Source organism: Streptomyces sp. XD-27 (assembly GCF_030553055.1).
Taxonomy (GTDB): domain Bacteria; phylum Actinomycetota; class Actinomycetes; order Streptomycetales; family Streptomycetaceae; genus Streptomyces.
Map to the genome: position 1 here is coordinate 4,536,415 of NZ_CP130713.1, position 14,170 is coordinate 4,550,584.

The 14,170-nt window shown below is 74.6% G+C and carries 12 protein-coding genes and 1 pseudogene; 10 read left to right on the forward strand and 3 right to left on the reverse strand.

Annotation, left to right across the window (positions count from 1 at the left end; translation table 11 throughout):
* The first annotated feature begins 97 nt into the window (after positions 1-97).
* Complete coding sequence (locus tag Q3Y56_RS19525) at positions 98-1,246, forward strand: hypothetical protein (protein ID WP_369696763.1); 1,149 nt, start codon at positions 98-100, stop codon at positions 1,244-1,246.
* Between the two features lie 43 nt (positions 1,247-1,289).
* Here Q3Y56_RS19525 and Q3Y56_RS19530 read toward each other — a convergent pair whose 3' ends face one another.
* Together Q3Y56_RS19530 and Q3Y56_RS19535 are read right to left on the reverse strand one after the other, a co-directional pair.
* Positions 1,290-2,432, reverse strand: coding sequence for an NADH-quinone oxidoreductase subunit D (locus Q3Y56_RS19530; RefSeq protein WP_304463173.1), 1,143 nt, complete (start codon positions 2,430-2,432; stop codon positions 1,290-1,292).
* The gene (locus Q3Y56_RS19535; protein ID WP_369696764.1) at positions 2,429-3,754 is read right to left on the reverse strand and encodes an SAM-dependent methyltransferase; all 1,326 of its coding nucleotides are present in this window, start codon (positions 3,752-3,754) and stop codon (positions 2,429-2,431) included. Before Q3Y56_RS19535 ends, Q3Y56_RS19530 begins: the two co-directional genes overlap by 4 nt.
* A gap of 110 nt (positions 3,755-3,864) precedes the next feature.
* Here Q3Y56_RS19535 and Q3Y56_RS19540 point away from each other — a divergent pair, with 110 nt between their 5' ends.
* A complete protein-coding gene (locus Q3Y56_RS19540) occupies positions 3,865-5,058 on the forward strand; it encodes a sensor histidine kinase (protein ID WP_304463174.1) in 1,194 nt (397 codons plus the stop codon).
* An 84-nt stretch (positions 5,059-5,142) separates the two neighbouring features.
* Positions 5,143-5,841: a response regulator transcription factor gene (locus Q3Y56_RS19545; RefSeq protein WP_304465692.1), complete on the forward strand. Its 699-nt coding sequence runs from the start codon at positions 5,143-5,145 to the stop codon at positions 5,839-5,841.
* A gap of 196 nt (positions 5,842-6,037) precedes the next feature.
* Here Q3Y56_RS19545 and Q3Y56_RS19550 read toward each other — a convergent pair whose 3' ends face one another.
* Complete coding sequence (locus Q3Y56_RS19550) at positions 6,038-7,156, reverse strand: DUF5937 family protein (RefSeq protein WP_304463175.1); 1,119 nt, start codon at positions 7,154-7,156, stop codon at positions 6,038-6,040.
* A gap of 99 nt (positions 7,157-7,255) precedes the next feature.
* Between Q3Y56_RS19550 and Q3Y56_RS19555 the strand changes: the two genes are divergently transcribed.
* From Q3Y56_RS19555 to Q3Y56_RS19580, 7 genes and pseudogenes are all read left to right on the forward strand, one after another.
* A complete protein-coding gene (locus tag Q3Y56_RS19555) occupies positions 7,256-7,501 on the forward strand; it encodes a hypothetical protein (RefSeq protein ID WP_304463176.1) in 246 nt (81 codons plus the stop codon).
* Between the two features lie 356 nt (positions 7,502-7,857).
* Positions 7,858-8,823 carry a Rossmann-like and DUF2520 domain-containing protein gene (locus tag Q3Y56_RS19560; protein WP_304463177.1) on the forward strand — a complete coding sequence of 322 codons (966 nt, stop codon included), beginning with the start codon at positions 7,858-7,860 and terminating at the stop codon, positions 8,821-8,823.
* Positions 8,820-9,974: a pantoate--beta-alanine ligase gene (gene panC, locus Q3Y56_RS19565; protein WP_304463178.1), complete on the forward strand. Its 1,155-nt coding sequence runs from the start codon at positions 8,820-8,822 to the stop codon at positions 9,972-9,974. Before Q3Y56_RS19560 ends, panC begins: the two co-directional genes overlap by 4 nt.
* The gene (locus tag Q3Y56_RS19570) at positions 9,971-11,713 is read left to right on the forward strand and encodes an L-aspartate oxidase (protein WP_369696765.1); all 1,743 of its coding nucleotides are present in this window, start codon (positions 9,971-9,973) and stop codon (positions 11,711-11,713) included. The genes panC and Q3Y56_RS19570 overlap by 4 nt, the downstream gene beginning before the upstream one ends.
* Positions 11,662-12,087 (forward strand): annotated as a pseudogene (locus tag Q3Y56_RS33545) (L-aspartate oxidase); the annotation flags it as partial. The gene Q3Y56_RS19570 and the pseudogene Q3Y56_RS33545, both read left to right, overlap by 52 nt.
* Positions 12,084-13,226: a carboxylating nicotinate-nucleotide diphosphorylase gene (gene nadC / locus Q3Y56_RS19575; RefSeq protein WP_304463179.1), complete on the forward strand. Its 1,143-nt coding sequence runs from the start codon at positions 12,084-12,086 to the stop codon at positions 13,224-13,226. The pseudogene Q3Y56_RS33545 and the gene nadC, both read left to right, overlap by 4 nt.
* Positions 13,226-14,023 carry a type III pantothenate kinase gene (locus tag Q3Y56_RS19580; protein ID WP_304463180.1) on the forward strand — a complete coding sequence of 266 codons (798 nt, stop codon included), beginning with the start codon at positions 13,226-13,228 and terminating at the stop codon, positions 14,021-14,023. The genes nadC and Q3Y56_RS19580 overlap by 1 nt, the downstream gene beginning before the upstream one ends.
* Positions 14,024-14,170: the final 147 nt, after the last annotated feature.

Sequence of the window (14,170 nt, forward strand, 5' to 3'; positions counted from 1 at the left end):
GCCCCACACGCACGGTAAGTTTCAGGCCATGCCACGTGGACGCCATCGCCAATCCCCACCGCTGCACCGGCTGCTTCCCCCGATCTCGGTCGGGGCCGTGGCCATAGCGTCCGCTGCCGGCGCCCTGGTCCTCGGAGAAACAGCGGTGATTCGCGGCCTGGCCGTGGCCGCGAGCGCCGCCGCCGTCGTCGGCGCGTTCCTGATGCGTGGCTGGGACCGTGCCGCGGGCAAGCGCGTCGCCGAGCTGACAAAGGAGAAGACGCGCGCGGAGTGGCGCGCCGAGGAGCGCGCCGCCGAGCTGGAGGCGGACGTGGAGGAGGCGCGCGAGGTGCGCGCGGACCTCAACGCCAAGCTGCGCGCCAAGCGGGCCGAACTGGCCCGGCTCCGCAACGAGCACGCCGACCTGCTGCGCCGGTACGCCACGGCGGAGACGGAGCGCGCCCGCGCGCTGGAGAGCCGCCGGCGGCTGGTGCGGGACGCCGTACCGAACGAACTCCCGGCGCCGAGGCGTGCGACAGCGGGTGAATCCGTGGTGGGCGAGCCCGTGGTGGGTGAGTCCGTGGCGGCTGAGTCGGTGGCGGACGAGTCCGTGGCGGATAAGTCCGTGGTGGCTGAGGACGTGGCGCGTGAGGCGTCTGCCGAGATCCCGGCAGTGGCCCGGCCGCTCGATGCGGAGGCGTTCCGCCGGGCCGCGGCCGCGCTGCGCCGCCTGTCCGGCGAGGAGGCGAGCGGCGGCGAGGACGCGACCGCCGGTGAGGCGACGGCGGGCGATGCGGCGGACGCCGACAGGGCTGACGGCGACACGACCGCCCGGGACACGATCGCCGGCGACGTGACCGACGGCGACACGACCGCGGGCGACGTGACCGACGCCGCGGTGATCGCCGGCGGCGCGGCCGGGAGTGACGCGGCCGAGGGGAACGCCGCTGACAGCGACGCGCGCGTGCACACCCGCAACGTCGCGACCGCCGTCGTCCCCTACTCGGCCGCCCGCCGGGCCATCGCCCGTGTGGAAGGCGGTTTCGACTTCTTCGGTACGCAGAAGTCGGCCCGGCCCACGGCTCCGCAGGAGCCGGACGCCCCGGCGGCGGCCGGGGCCGTCGACGAGGACCTCGCGGACGTCGTCGGCGACGAGGCGCTCGCCGAGCAGGCCAGGCAGGAGGAGGCGGGCGAGGTCATCGACCTGACCGCGCACGACGAGACCGAGCAGATCGACATGGGCGAGCTGCGCAGCGCGATCTCCTGACCGCGTTCGTCCCCTTGCCGATGAGTCGTCGACTACTTGTCGGTTACTTGTCGATGTCGCCGACGACGAAGAACAGCGAACCGAGGATCGCGACCATGTCGGCGACCAGCGTGCCCGGCAGCAGCTCGGTCAGGGCCTGCATGTTGTTGTACGAGGCCGAGCGCAGCTTGAGCCGGTACGGCGTCTTCTCGCCCTTGGAGACGAGGTAGTAGCCGTTGAGGCCCAGGGGGTTCTCGGTCCAGGCGTACGTGTGGCCCTCCGGGGCCTTGAGCACCTTGGGCAGCCTCTGGTTGATCGGGCCCGGCGGCAGTTCCGCCAGCCGGTCCAGGCAGGCGTCCGCCAGGTCCAGCGAGTTGTGGGTCTGCTCCAGCAGGCACTCGAAGCGGGCCAGGCTGTCGCCCTCCTGGCGGACCACGACCTTGAGGGTGTCGGCCAGCTCCCCGTACGCCAGGTACGGCTCGTCCCGCCGCAGGTCGAAGTCGACGCCGGAGGCGCGCGCGATGGGCCCGCTGACCCCGTACGCGTGCACCGCCTCCCGCGACAGCACGCCGACGCCCTTCGTACGGCCCCGGAAGATCTCGTTGCCGAGGATCAGCCGGTCGTACACGTCCATCCGGGACCGCACCTCGGCGACGGCGTGCCGGGCCCGGCCCAGCCACCCGGCCGGGAGGTCCTCCTTGAGGCCGCCGACCCGGTTGAACATGTAGTGCATCCGGCCGCCGGAGACCTCCTCCATCACGTGCTGGAGCTCCTCCCGCTCCTGGAACGCGTGGAAGACGGGGGTGATGCCGCCCAGTTCGAGCGGGTACGAACCCAGGAACATCATGTGGTTGAGCACCCGGTTCAGCTCGGCGAGCAGGGTGCGGGTCCACACGGCCCGCTCGGGCACCTCCATGCCGAGCATCCGCTCGACGGCCATGACGACGCCCAGTTCGTTGGAGAACGCCGACAGCCAGTCGTGGCGGTTGGCGAGCACGATGATCTGGCGGTAGTCGCGCGCCTCGAACAGCTTCTCCGCGCCGCGGTGCATGTAGCCGATGACCGGCTCCGCGTGCTGGATCCGCTCTCCGTCGAGGACGAGGCGGAGGCGCAGCACACCGTGGGTGGAGGGGTGCTGCGGCCCGATGTTCAGCACCATGTCGGTGGTCTCCGCCGCGCCGCCGATGCCGACTGTCGTCTCCGTCATGGCACCAGTGTCTCAGGGGGCCGGCGGGGCGGGGTTTCGGCCTGAGTCTTGGCCGGGGTCGTGGCGGGGGCCTGGCGAAGGCCCTCGTCGGGGTCTTGGTGAAGGCCCTGGCCGGAGTCTTGGTGGAGGCCCTGGCAGAGGTTCCGGCCAAGGTCCCGGCATCCGGTGCCCACCGGCTGGAGCAGCCAGCCGAAGGCGCCCAGGCCCGCCGGATCGGTGAGCTCCGCCGCCGCACCGGCCGCCGCCAGGGCCCGTACGTAGCCGACGGGATCGCGGGAGGCCAGGGCGAGCGGGGGCCGCCGCCCGGTGACGCCGAGCGCGCGGAGCGCGTCCCGCTGGGTGAGCCGGTGCGGAGGGCCGCCGGACGGCCCACCGCCCTCCTCCACCGCCTCGTGGCCCGCCGTCGCACAGGCGTCCAGGGCGACGTGCGCGGTCAGGTCGCAGCTGCCGTCCGGCACCGGCCGTACCTCCCGGCCCTCCCGGAACCCGGTCAGGGTGCCGAAGGGCGGCCGGGTGGCGCGCGTGTGCGCGTAGTCCACGGCGACGGCCAGCCCGGCCCGCAGGCACCGGACGGCCGCCGCCCACGCCTCGTCGCGCGGCCGGCCGATCTCGGCGCGCGCCCCCGGACCCGCGGCCTCGTCCAGCGGCCACCAGCGGGCGAGCCAGTCGGCGTCGGCGCCGTCGACCGGGGGGCCGGGCCGCTCGGTGCCGTCGGGGGCGACGAGGACGTACCGGGGTACGCCGTCGGGGCCCGTCTCGGCGATGTCCACCGGCACGTTGTCGAGCCACTCGTTGGCGAAGAGCAGGCCCTGTACGCCCTCGGGCGGGGCGGCGAGCCATTCCACGCGCGGGTCGAGACCGTCCGGCCGCGCCGCGCGCTCCACGGCGCAGAGCCGCAGCCGGGCGACGAGCCCGGTGGCGGATCCGACGGCGGCAGCCGCGTCCGAGGCGGCGTACGGAGCCGTGCCCGGAACCGCGGCCGTCGCCTCGTCGGGGCCCGAGGCCGTCGCGTCCGGCACCGCCCCCCGAGCCGCGTCCTGGGCTGCCTCGCCGTCCAGGGCCGCGAGGACGCCCGTCAGCAGTTCACCGCGTCCGGCCCCCATGTCCACCAGTGCGAGTTCCGCGGGACGGCCCAGTGCCGTGTCCACCCGGCGCAGCAGCTCGGCGACCGCCTCCGCATAGCGCGGGGAGGCGTGCACGGACGTGCGAAAATGGCCCGCCGGGCCCTCGGGGCGCCGGAAGAAGCCCTCGGGGCCGTACAGCGCGCGCTCGGCCGCCGTACGCCAGCGGAGCCACTCGGGGCCGGAGGATGCGTTCACCACAGTCCAACGCTATGCGGAACGGCATCCACCTTGGGGAGTAGGGCGGGGCCACGGGGAATCGACCGTCTGGCTGACCCGTGCACCTATCCGCCGTGCCTACGCTGGGTGACGTGCAACGGCTCTATGACTTCCTCCGCAGGCACCCGACCGGGGTGGACAGCTTCTGGGCTCTCCTCCTGGTCGGGATGGGCCTGCTGTGGAACATGGAGGACACCGCGGGCCGGGACCCGCAGCTCGCCGCGGTGCCGATCATCCTCGGCCTGGGGCTCGTCGTCGCGCTGCGCCGCCGTGTGCCCGAGAGGATGCTGCTGCTCGCGACCGTCTGCGGGCTGGCCCAGCTCGCCGTGGACGTCGAGACGAACCCCAGCGACTTCGCGCTGCTGGTGATCGTCTACACCAACGCCGCCGACGGCGCCCGCTGGGCCTCGCGCTACGCGCTCGCCGCCGGTCTCCTCGCACCGACCATCAGCAACGCGCGCTGGGAGCGGCAGGACACCGCCTGGCAGTGGTTCGTCGTCACGGCCTTCCTCACGATCCCCTTCGTGCTGGCCTGGGTGCTGGGCGACTCCATACGCACCCGCCGGGCCTACTACGCACAGCTGGAGGAGCGGGCCGCCCGGCTGGAGAAGGAGCGCGAGGAGCGGTCGAAGATGGCGGTGGCGGCCGAGCGCGCGCGGATCGCCCGCGAGCTGCACGACGTCGTCGCGCACAACGTGTCCGTGATGGTGGTGCAGGCCGACGGCGCCGCGTACGTCATGGACGCCGCTCCCGAGCAGGCCAGGCAGGCGCTGGAGACGATCTCCGGCACCGGCCGCCAGGCGCTGGCCGAGATGCGGCGGCTGCTGGGCGTGCTGCGCACGGGCGAGCCCTCCGACAGCACCGACTACGTGCCGCAGCCCGACGTCGAGCAGATAGACGACCTCATCGAGCAGGTGCGCGGCGCGGGCCTGGTGGTCGACTTCCGGGTCGAGGGCAGTCCGCGCCCGCTGCCCAGCGGCGTCGAGCTGACCGCGTACCGCATCGTGCAGGAGGCGCTGACCAACACCCGCAAGCACGGTGGCCCCGACGTGGAGGCGAGCGTCCGGCTGACGTACTTCGACGACGGGCTCGGCCTGCTGGTGGAGGATGACGGGCGCGGCGCGCAGCGCGAGATGTACGAGGACGGCGGGGCGGACGGCCAGGGCCACGGCCTCATCGGCATGCGGGAGCGGGTCGGCATGGTGGGTGGCACGCTGGACGCGGGACCGCGTCCTGGCGGAGGCTTCCGGATCAGCGCGCTGCTCCCGCTCAGGCCGGCCGGCTGACGCAGGCGACGCGACCGAGGAACAGCGCGACGTGGTCAAGGAACAGCGCGACGTGATCAAGGAAGAGGAAGAGGGACCGTGACGATGGCGATCCGCGTCATGCTCGTGGACGACCAGGTGCTGCTGCGCACCGGGTTCCGGATGGTGCTGGCGGCCCAGCCCGACATGGAGGTCGTCGCCGAGGCGGGGGACGGCGCGGAGGCGCTGGAGGTGCTGCGCGGCACGGACGTGGACGTCGTCCTGATGGACGTCCGGATGCCCCGGCTCGACGGGGTGGAGGCCACCCGCCGCATCTGCGAGCGCGAGGACGCGCCGAAGGTGCTGATCCTGACGACCTTCGACCTCGACGAGTACGCGTTCTCCGCGCTCAAGGCCGGGGCCGGCGGGTTCATGCTCAAGGACGTGCCGCCGGGCGAACTGCTCGCCGCGATCCGCGCCGTACACAGCGGTGACGCGGTCGTGGCGCCCAGTACGACGCGTCGGCTGCTGGACCGTTTCGCGCCGATCCTGCCGAGCGGAGGCGGCGGCAGCGTGGGCGGCGCGGCGGGCGGGGTCCCGGCGGAGCTGGGCCGGCTGACCGGGCGGGAGCGCGAGGTGATGCTGCTGGTCGCGCAGGGCCTGTCGAACGGCGAGATCGCGACGCGTCTGGTGCTCTCCGAGGCCACGGTGAAGACGCACGTGGGGCGCATCCTGACGAAGCTGGGGCTGCGCGACCGGGTGCAGGTGGTGGTGCTGGCGTACGAGACGGGTCTGGTGCGGGCGGGAGCGGGGGGCGGCGCGTAGCCGCGTGGGCGGCGGGCGTACGGCTGGGTGCGCGGCGTGGGTCGCGGGCGTACGGCTGGGTGCGCCGCGTTCGCCGCGTAGGCCGCGTGGGCGGCGGGTGTACGGCCTGGGCGCGGTCGCTCGGTGGGCGGCGTCAGCGGTCGGCGGAGGGCCTCAGCGTTCGGCGCGGAGGGCGTCGGCGGTCGGCCGGAGGGCGTCAGCGCAGGACGCCCTCCAGGAAGTCGCTGCCCAGCCTGGCCACCACCGGCAGGTTCAACTGGTGCAGCACGTACCGGCCCCGCCGCCGCGTCGTGATCAGCCCCGCCTTCTTCATCACGGCGATGTGCCGTGACACCTCGGGCGCGCTGATGCCGTGCGCCGAGGCCAGCTCGCCCGTGGTGAACGAGGCACGCGCCAGGTTGCGGCAGATGCGCATCCGCATCGGGTGCGCCAGCGCCTCCATCCGCCGCCCCAGCAGTTCCACCGAGGCCGGGCCCGGCAGCTCCGGCGCGGCGAGCGGGTAGTGGACCACCGGTCGCCAGCGCGGTGCGTGCAGCACCATCAGATGCGGCCAGCCGAACGAGGACGGGACGAAGGTGAGGCCGGGCCCTGCCTCGGGGTCCACCGTGGTGCCGCGGCCGCTGCTCAGTTTGTCGACGATGATGCGGGTGCCCGTCTCGTCCAGCGCCAGCGCGGGCGAGACCTCGGCCAGCGCCTCACGCAGCCCCTTGCGGCGCAGCACCTCCGTCTTGTGCCGGGCGTCGGCGGCCAGTTCCACCCGCACCCGCTGCCAGACGTTCGCGAAGAACGCCTCCTCGCAGTCCTCGAAGAGCCGCCGGATCCAGGCCCGTACCCCCGGCGGGTCCGCCAGCAGCCGCTGCGCGAAGCTCAGCTGCCGCGGCCCGCGCGCGACGGCCCGCTCCAGCGCCTGTTCGCGCGCGGCGGCGTCCACGAGCGGCGACGGGCCGCCCATGCAGTAGCGGCTCGCGCAGGAGATCTCCAGCGCGGCGTTGACGTACAGCTCGTCGTCCAGCCGGTCCAGCATGTCCAGGTCCTCGGCGAGCGTCTCCCCGGGCCGCCCCTCGCCGTACGGGAGCGCCGCGAACGGGCTGGTGATGTCGGAGAACGTCGAGTTCCACAGGAAGTCCGCCTCGTGCAGCCGGTCGGCGAGGTCCTGCTTGAGCGCGGCGGCGGTGGCCGTGCTCCAGCCGTGCAGCCCCGGATGGTGCCCCGGCTCGGCCAGTACGTGCAACGCGGTCATGAGCTCGGACAGGGGCGAGGGGCTGAAGACGATGCGCTCGGGCGGCAGACCGGCGATGTCGAGGACGATGGCCATGGCCATATGGTGCCCGCCGCGCGGACCACGGCTCGTGTCGATTGACGCGGACCGTCAATCGACGTGCCGTGGCGCGGGAACCGGTCGCACGGTGGGGGCATGTCGATCACTCAGCAGCACATGCTCGATGCCTACCGCGCCGCCCTCCATGGCGAACCGATGCCACCCGCCCCGGGCACCGCGGCCGCCTCCCTGCGGCGGGCGGTGGCGCGGCCCGGGACCGACGGCCGCGAGGACGGTCGCTCGGCTGTCCGCCGGAGCCGCGGGGCCGCGCTGCTGCGGGCCTGGCGCGCCGCGTTCGTGCGGGCCCCGCGCCCGCGTACGCACCCCGACGCCTGCCGCTGACCCCGCCCGGCGGCCTCCCCCGACGGCCCTTGCCCGCCTCTCGCCGCTACGCGGGCTTGCCTCTCGCCGCTACGCGGGATACGCGGCCGCCGCCGGGCCCCGCGGCCCAAGCGGCCCCAACAGTCCCAACGACCCCGGCGGCCACGGGGGTGGCACCGCGGCCTGCCGCCGGGCCGCGGCCGGTGCCCGTCGCCCCGGCGGCCAGGGCCCGACACCGGGCCAGGCGCCCGCTTCCTGCCGCGGCCCCGCGGCCCCGCGGCCCCGCTCCCGGCGTCCCGCTTCGGGAGGCGATCCGCGTAGCATGGCGAGGAATCGTCCGGTACCCCTCGCGGACTGGAACGGAAGGCCCACGCCGCGTGAACGCACACCACCACCCCGAGCCGCAGGACCGTCCCGCCCGGCTCACCGTCGGCGTCGTCGGAGCGGGACGGGTCGGCCCCGCGCTGGCCGCGTCGCTCCGGCTCGCCGGGCACCGCCCCGTCGCCGTCTCCGGCGTCTCCGACGCCTCCGTGCGCCGGGCCGCCGCGCTGCTCCCCGACGTGCCGCTGGTCCCGCCCGCCGAGGTCCTCGCCCGCGCCGAGCTTGTGCTGCTCACCGTTCCCGACGACGTGCTGCCGGGGCTGGTCGCCGGGCTCGCCGAGACCGGCGCCGTACGGCCGGGCCAGCTGATCGTGCACACCTCCGGGCGGTACGGCACCGCCGTGCTCGACCCCGCCCTCCGGGCCGGCGCGCTGCCGCTCGCGCTGCACCCCGCGATGACCTTCACCGGCACCGCCGTCGACGTACAGCGGCTCGCGGGCTGCTCCTTCGGCGTCACCGCGCCCGACGAGCTGCGGCTGGCCGCCGAGGCGCTCGTGATCGAGATGGGCGGGGAGCCGGAGTGGATCGCGGAGGCGGCCCGCCCGCTCTACCACGCGGCCCTCGCCATCGGCGCCAACCACCTGGTCACCCTGGTCGCCCAGTCGATGGAGTTGCTGGCCGCCGCCGGCGTCGCCGCCCCCCACCGGATGCTCGGCCCGCTGCTGGGCGCCGCCCTGGACAACGCCCTGCGCAGCGGAGACGCCGCGCTGACCGGGCCGGTCGCCCGCGGTGACGCGGGCACCGTCGCCGCGCACGTCGCCGAGCTGCGCGCCCACGCGCCGCATGCCGTCGCCGGCTACCTCGCCATGGCCCGTACGACCGCGGACCGGGCCCTTGCGCACGGGCTGCTCAAACCGGAACTGGCCGAGGAACTGCTGGGTGTCCTCTCCGACGCGGCAGGCGCGGGAGGCCCGGGAAACGCAGGAGACGCAGGAGACTCAGGAGTGGGAGGGGCCGCATGAGCCCGAAGCTGTGGAATGCGGCCCGGCCGGGCGAGCCGGACGTCGAGCTGTACACGCGTCGCGCGGACCTGGACCGGGCGCTCACGCGGTTCGCCGCGCCGCCCGGGCGGACCGCCGTCGTCATGACCATGGGCGCGCTGCACGAGGGGCACGCCTCGCTGATCCGGGCGGCCCGGGAACGCGTCGGCGCCAAGGGGCTCGTCACCGCCACGGTCTTCGTCAACCCGCTCCAGTTCGGCGCGGGCGAGGACCTCGACCGCTATCCGCGCACGCTGGACGCCGACCTGGCCGTCGCCGCCGAGGCGGGCGCGGACATCGTCTTCGCGCCGTCGGTCGACGAGGTGTACCCCGGCGGGGGAGAGCCGCGCGTGCGGATGTCCGCCGGGCCGATGGGCGAGCGGTACGAGGGCGCCTTCCGCCCCGGCCACTTCGACGGCATGCTGACCGTCGTCGCCAAGCTGCTCCACCTCACCCGCCCCGACCTGGCGTTCTTCGGCGAGAAGGACGCGCAGCAGCTCGCGCTGATCCGCCGTATGGCGCGGGACCTCGACTTCCCGGTCGAGATCGTGGGCGTTCCCACGGTCCGGGAGAGCGACGGCCTGGCCCTGTCCAGCCGCAACCGCTACCTGTCGGGCCCGGAGCGGGCCACCGCGCTCAGCCTGTCCCGGGCGCTGTTCGCCGGCCGGGAAGCGGGCCGACTGGCCGCCCGGGGCGCGGGCGCGGGTCCGTACACGGACCCGGACCTGGACCCGAACGCGGACGCGTTCGTCGCGCCGGCCGACGCGGTGCCCGTGGCATCGCCCGACGCGGTACGGGCCGCGGCCCACGCCGTCCTCGCGGAAGCGGCCCATGCCGAACCCCCGCTGGTCCTGGACTACCTGGGGCTGGTCGACCCCGCGGACTTCACCGAGGTGCCCGGAACGTACGCGGGCGAAGCGGTGCTGGCGGTCGCGGCGAAGGTGGGCGCCACGCGTCTGATCGACAACATCCGCCTGGACTTCCGCGGCACCGGTACGGAGACGGGCCGGCGGGCAGGTACGGAGACGGGCCGTGGGACAGCCCTGCGCGAGGCGGATGCCATGCGGGCGGCAGGTCCGGACGGCGCGGACGCCCTGCCGGAGACGACGACCGAGGCCCGGAGCGCACGATGACGACGACCCCGCGGCCGGGCACCGAACCCGGCACGACCACCGGCACCGGCACTACTCCCGGCACCGGTGCCACTCCCGGCACCGACGGGGCGATACGCAACGACGCCCGGACGTCCACGAGGTCGTCCGGACCCCGGGAGGCCACGGCGGCGGCCGTCCAGGCCCAGGACGGTCCGGTGGCCAAGGCGGCGCATGACGGTCCGACCGCTTCCGTTCCCGCCCAGGCCCGCACGGCCGCGGCGCCCGTCCCGGGCGGACCGGCCGCACACGCGCCCATCCCGCCCGGCCCCGTCCCGTACCTCCCCGCCTCGTACATCCCCGTCCCGGACGGGCCCGCGCTGCACGCACCCGCCCCCGGCTGGAGCGTGCCCGCCGATGTCGTGGTCGTCGGTTCCGGCGTCGCGGGTCTGACCGTCGCGTTGCGTTGCGCCGCCGCCGGGGCGAAGGTCACCGTCGTCACCAAGGCCCGGTTGGACGACGGTTCCACCCGCTGGGCGCAGGGCGGCATAGCGGCCGCCCTCGGTGACGGCGACACCCCCGGCCAGCACCTGGAGGACACCCTCGTCGCGGGTGCCGGGCTCTGCGCCGAGGACGCCGTACGCCTGCTGGTCACCGAGGGGCCCGACGCGGTGCGGCGGCTGATCGCCACCGGCGCCCGGTTCGACACGGACGCGGACAGCGGCGAGATCCTGCTGACCCGCGAAGGCGGCCACCACCGCAGCCGGATCGCGCACGCCGGCGGCGACGCGACCGGCGCGGAGATCTCCCGCGCACTGGTCGAGGCGGTCCGCGCGGCCGGTATCGAGACCATCGAGCACGCCCTCGTCCTCGACCTGCTCAAGGACGCCGACGGGCACGCCGCCGGAGTCACCCTGCACGTCATGGGCGAGGGCGCCCACGACGGGGTGGGCGCGGTCCGCGCCCCGGCGGTCGTCCTGGCCACCGGCGGCATGGGCCAGGTCTTCTCCGCCACCACCAACCCCGCCGTCTCCACCGGCGACGGCGTCGCGCTCGCGCTGCGGGCCGGGGCCGAGGTCAGCGACCTGGAGTTCGTGCAGTTCCACCCGACCGTGCTGTGGCTGGGCCCGGAGGCCGAGGGCCAGCAGCCGCTGGTCTCCGAGGCGGTGCGGGGCGAGGGCGCGTACCTCGTCGACGCCGACGGCGTGCGCTTCATGCAGGGACAGCACGAACTGGCCGAGCTGGCGCCGCGCGACATCGTGGCCAAGGGAATCTTGCGGCGCATGCTGGAGCAGGGCGCCGAGCACATGTACCTGGACGCCCGACACTTCGGCGCGCAGATGTGGGAGCACCGCTTCCCGACCATCCTCGCCGCCTGCCGGGCGAACGGCATCGACCCGGTGACCGAGCCCATCCCCGTGGCGCCCGCCGCGCACTACGCCAGCGGCGGCGTACGGACCGACCTGGACGGGCGTACGACGGTGCCGGGGCTGTACGCGTGCGGGGAGGTCGCCTGCACCGGCGTCCACGGCGCGAACCGGCTGGCCTCCAACTCCCTGCTGGAGGGCCTGGTCTTCGCCGAGCGCATCGCTGACGACATCACGGCGGCCGCACAGCCGCCCACCGGTTCGCGGGGTGCCGCCGCCGCGCCGCGCGCCCTCTCCGGCTCCGGGCTACCCGCCCCTGATCAGGGCGGGCAGGCGGGGCACGCCGCCCCGGCGGCGGGGAGTCGGCCCCCCTCCTCGCCCCCGAGGCCCGCTACACCATCCAGCGCATCATGACCGCCGGCGCCGGCGTGCTCCGTTCCGCCGAGTCGCTCGCCCACGCCGCGGCCGCGCTGGAATCCGTCCACCACGAAGCCGCGGAGCAACTGCGGCGAGACGGCAAGACGGCCGAGCCCGGCGTCGACACCTGGGAGGCCACCAACCTCCTCCTCGTCGCCCGCGTGCTCGTCGCCGCCGCGCTCCGCCGCGAGGAGACCCGCGGCTGCCACTGGCGCGAGGACCGCCCCGACCGGGACGATGCGGCGTGGGCCCGCCACCTCCTGGTCACCCTGCGCCGGGACTGCACGCTCGACGTCCGTACGACCGAATCGCCGGGCTTCCCCCGAACGACCGCCGCCGCCCTTCGACCCGAGACGGAGCCGCACTCGTGAGCACGACCCCCGACCGCGCGCAGCCCCACCGCGAACAGCCAGTCGACCTGCCGCTGCCGCAGATCGGCGTCCCGGGCGATGTCCCTGGCGGTGCCACCGGCTGCGGTGACGCCTGCGGTTGCGCCGGTGCCGACGGCGACGACAACGGCGCGTTCGGTCTCGACCCGATGGAGTGCGGTCTCGACCCCGATCTCGCACAGCTGCTCGCCGACGCCGGTCTGGACCCCGTACAGGTCGAGGACATCGCGCACATGGCCATCGAGGAGGACCTCGACCAGGGCGTGGACGTGACGACCGTCGCGACCGTCCCCGAAGACGCCCGCGCCACCGGCGACTTCACCGCCCGCGAGGCGGGCACGGTCGCCGGGCTGCGGATCGCCGAGGCGATCCTCTCCGTCGTCTGCACCGACGAGTTCGAGGTCGAGCGGCACGTGGCGGACGGCGACCGCGTCGAGCCCGGCCAGAAGCTGCTGTCCGTACGCGCCCGTACCCGCGATCTGCTCACCGGCGAGCGCAGCGCGCTGAACCTGATGTGCCGGCTGTCCGGCATCGCGACCGCCACCCGCGCCTGGGCGGACGCCCTGGAGGGCACCAAGGCCAAGGTCCGCGACACCCGGAAGACCACGCCGGGGCTGCGGGCGCTGGAGAAGTACGCGGTGCGCTGCGGCGGCGGCGTCAACCACCGGATGTCGCTGTCGGACGCCGCGCTCGTCAAGGACAACCACGTGGTCGCGGCGGGCGGCGTGGCGGCGGCGTTCAAGGCGGTGCGCGGCCAGTTCCCCGATCTGCCGATCGAGGTCGAGGTGGACACCCTCGACCAGATCCCGCCGGTGCTCGCCGAGGGCGCGGACCTGATCCTGCTGGACAACTTCACCCCCGAGCAGACCCGGGCGGCCGTCGAACTCGTCGCGGGCCGCGCCATTCTGGAGTCCTCCGGCCGCCTGACGCTCGACAACGCCCGTACGTACGCGGACACCGGCGTGGACTTCCTCGCGGTCGGCGCGCTCACCCACTCCTCGCCGATCCTGGACATCGGGCTGGACCTGCGCGACGACGCGAGCACCGGCGCACGCCGCCCTGGCGACGGCGCGGACACCGTACGCCCCGGCGACGGCGCGGACACCGAGGAGCAGGGCTGATGCTGCTCACCATCGACGTCGGCAACACCCACACCACCCTCGGCCTGTTCGACGGTGACGAGATCGTCGAGCACTGGCGGATCTCCACCGACGCCCGCCGCACCGCCGACGAACTGGCCGTGCTGCTCCAGGGCCTGATGGGCACGCACCCGCTGCTCGGCGACGAACTGGGCGACGGCATCGAGGGCATCGCCATCTGCTCCACGGTCCCGTCCGTGCTCCACGAACTGCGCGAGGTGACCCGCCGCTACTACGGCGACGTGCCGTCCGTGCTGGTCGAGCCGGGCGTGAAGACCGGCGTGCCGATCCTGATGGACAACCCCAAGGAGGTCGGCGCCGACCGCATCATCAACGCGCTCGCCGCCATAGAGCTGTACGACGGCCCATGCGTGGTGGTCGACTTCGGTACGGCGACGACCTTCGACGCGGTGAGCGCGCGCGGCGAGTACGTCGGCGGGGTCATCGCGCCCGGCATCGAGACCTCCGTGGAGGCGCTGGGGGTACGGGCCGCGCAGCTGCGCAAGATCGAGATCGCCCGGCCGCGCAGCGTCATCGGCAAGAACACCGTGGAGGCCATGCAGTCCGGCATCCTGTACGGCTTCGCGGGCCAGGTCGACGGCGTCGTCCGGCGGATGGCGCGCGAGCTGGCGGACGACCCGGACGACGTGACGGTGATCGCGACCGGCGGTCTGGCGCCGATGGTGCTCGGCGAGTCGTCGGTGATCGACGAGCACGAGCCATGGCTGACGCTGATCGGGCTGCGGCTGGTCTACGAGCGGAACGTGTCCCGTAGTTAACGTGTCCCGTAGTTAGGGCGCGCCGCTGCCTCCTCAGGGCGTGGCCGCTGCCTCGGGGCGCCGCTGACTCAGGGCGCGGCCCCCGCCGCCACCGCGCGTTCATCACAGGGCAACCATCCGGCGTGTTCGGCTGTCTTGGGGGTGATG

What these genes read in the sequence shown, in the direction of transcription:
- Q3Y56_RS19530 (WP_304463173.1), bottom strand. Translation starts at nt 2,432, where the DNA reads ATGACGGAGACGACAGTCGGCATCGGCGGCGCGGCGGAGACCACCGAC.
- Q3Y56_RS19545 (WP_304465692.1), top strand. Translation starts at nt 5,143, where the DNA reads ATGGCGATCCGCGTCATGCTCGTGGACGACCAGGTGCTGCTGCGCACC.
- Q3Y56_RS19550 (WP_304463175.1), bottom strand. Translation starts at nt 7,156, where the DNA reads ATGGCCATCGTCCTCGACATCGCCGGTCTGCCGCCCGAGCGCATCGTC.
- Q3Y56_RS19555 (WP_304463176.1), top strand. Translation starts at nt 7,256, where the DNA reads ATGTCGATCACTCAGCAGCACATGCTCGATGCCTACCGCGCCGCCCTC.
- panC (WP_304463178.1), top strand. Translation starts at nt 8,820, where the DNA reads ATGAGCCCGAAGCTGTGGAATGCGGCCCGGCCGGGCGAGCCGGACGTC.
- Q3Y56_RS19570 (WP_369696765.1), top strand. Translation starts at nt 9,971, where the DNA reads ATGACGACGACCCCGCGGCCGGGCACCGAACCCGGCACGACCACCGGC.
- Q3Y56_RS19580 (WP_304463180.1), top strand. Translation starts at nt 13,226, where the DNA reads ATGCTGCTCACCATCGACGTCGGCAACACCCACACCACCCTCGGCCTG.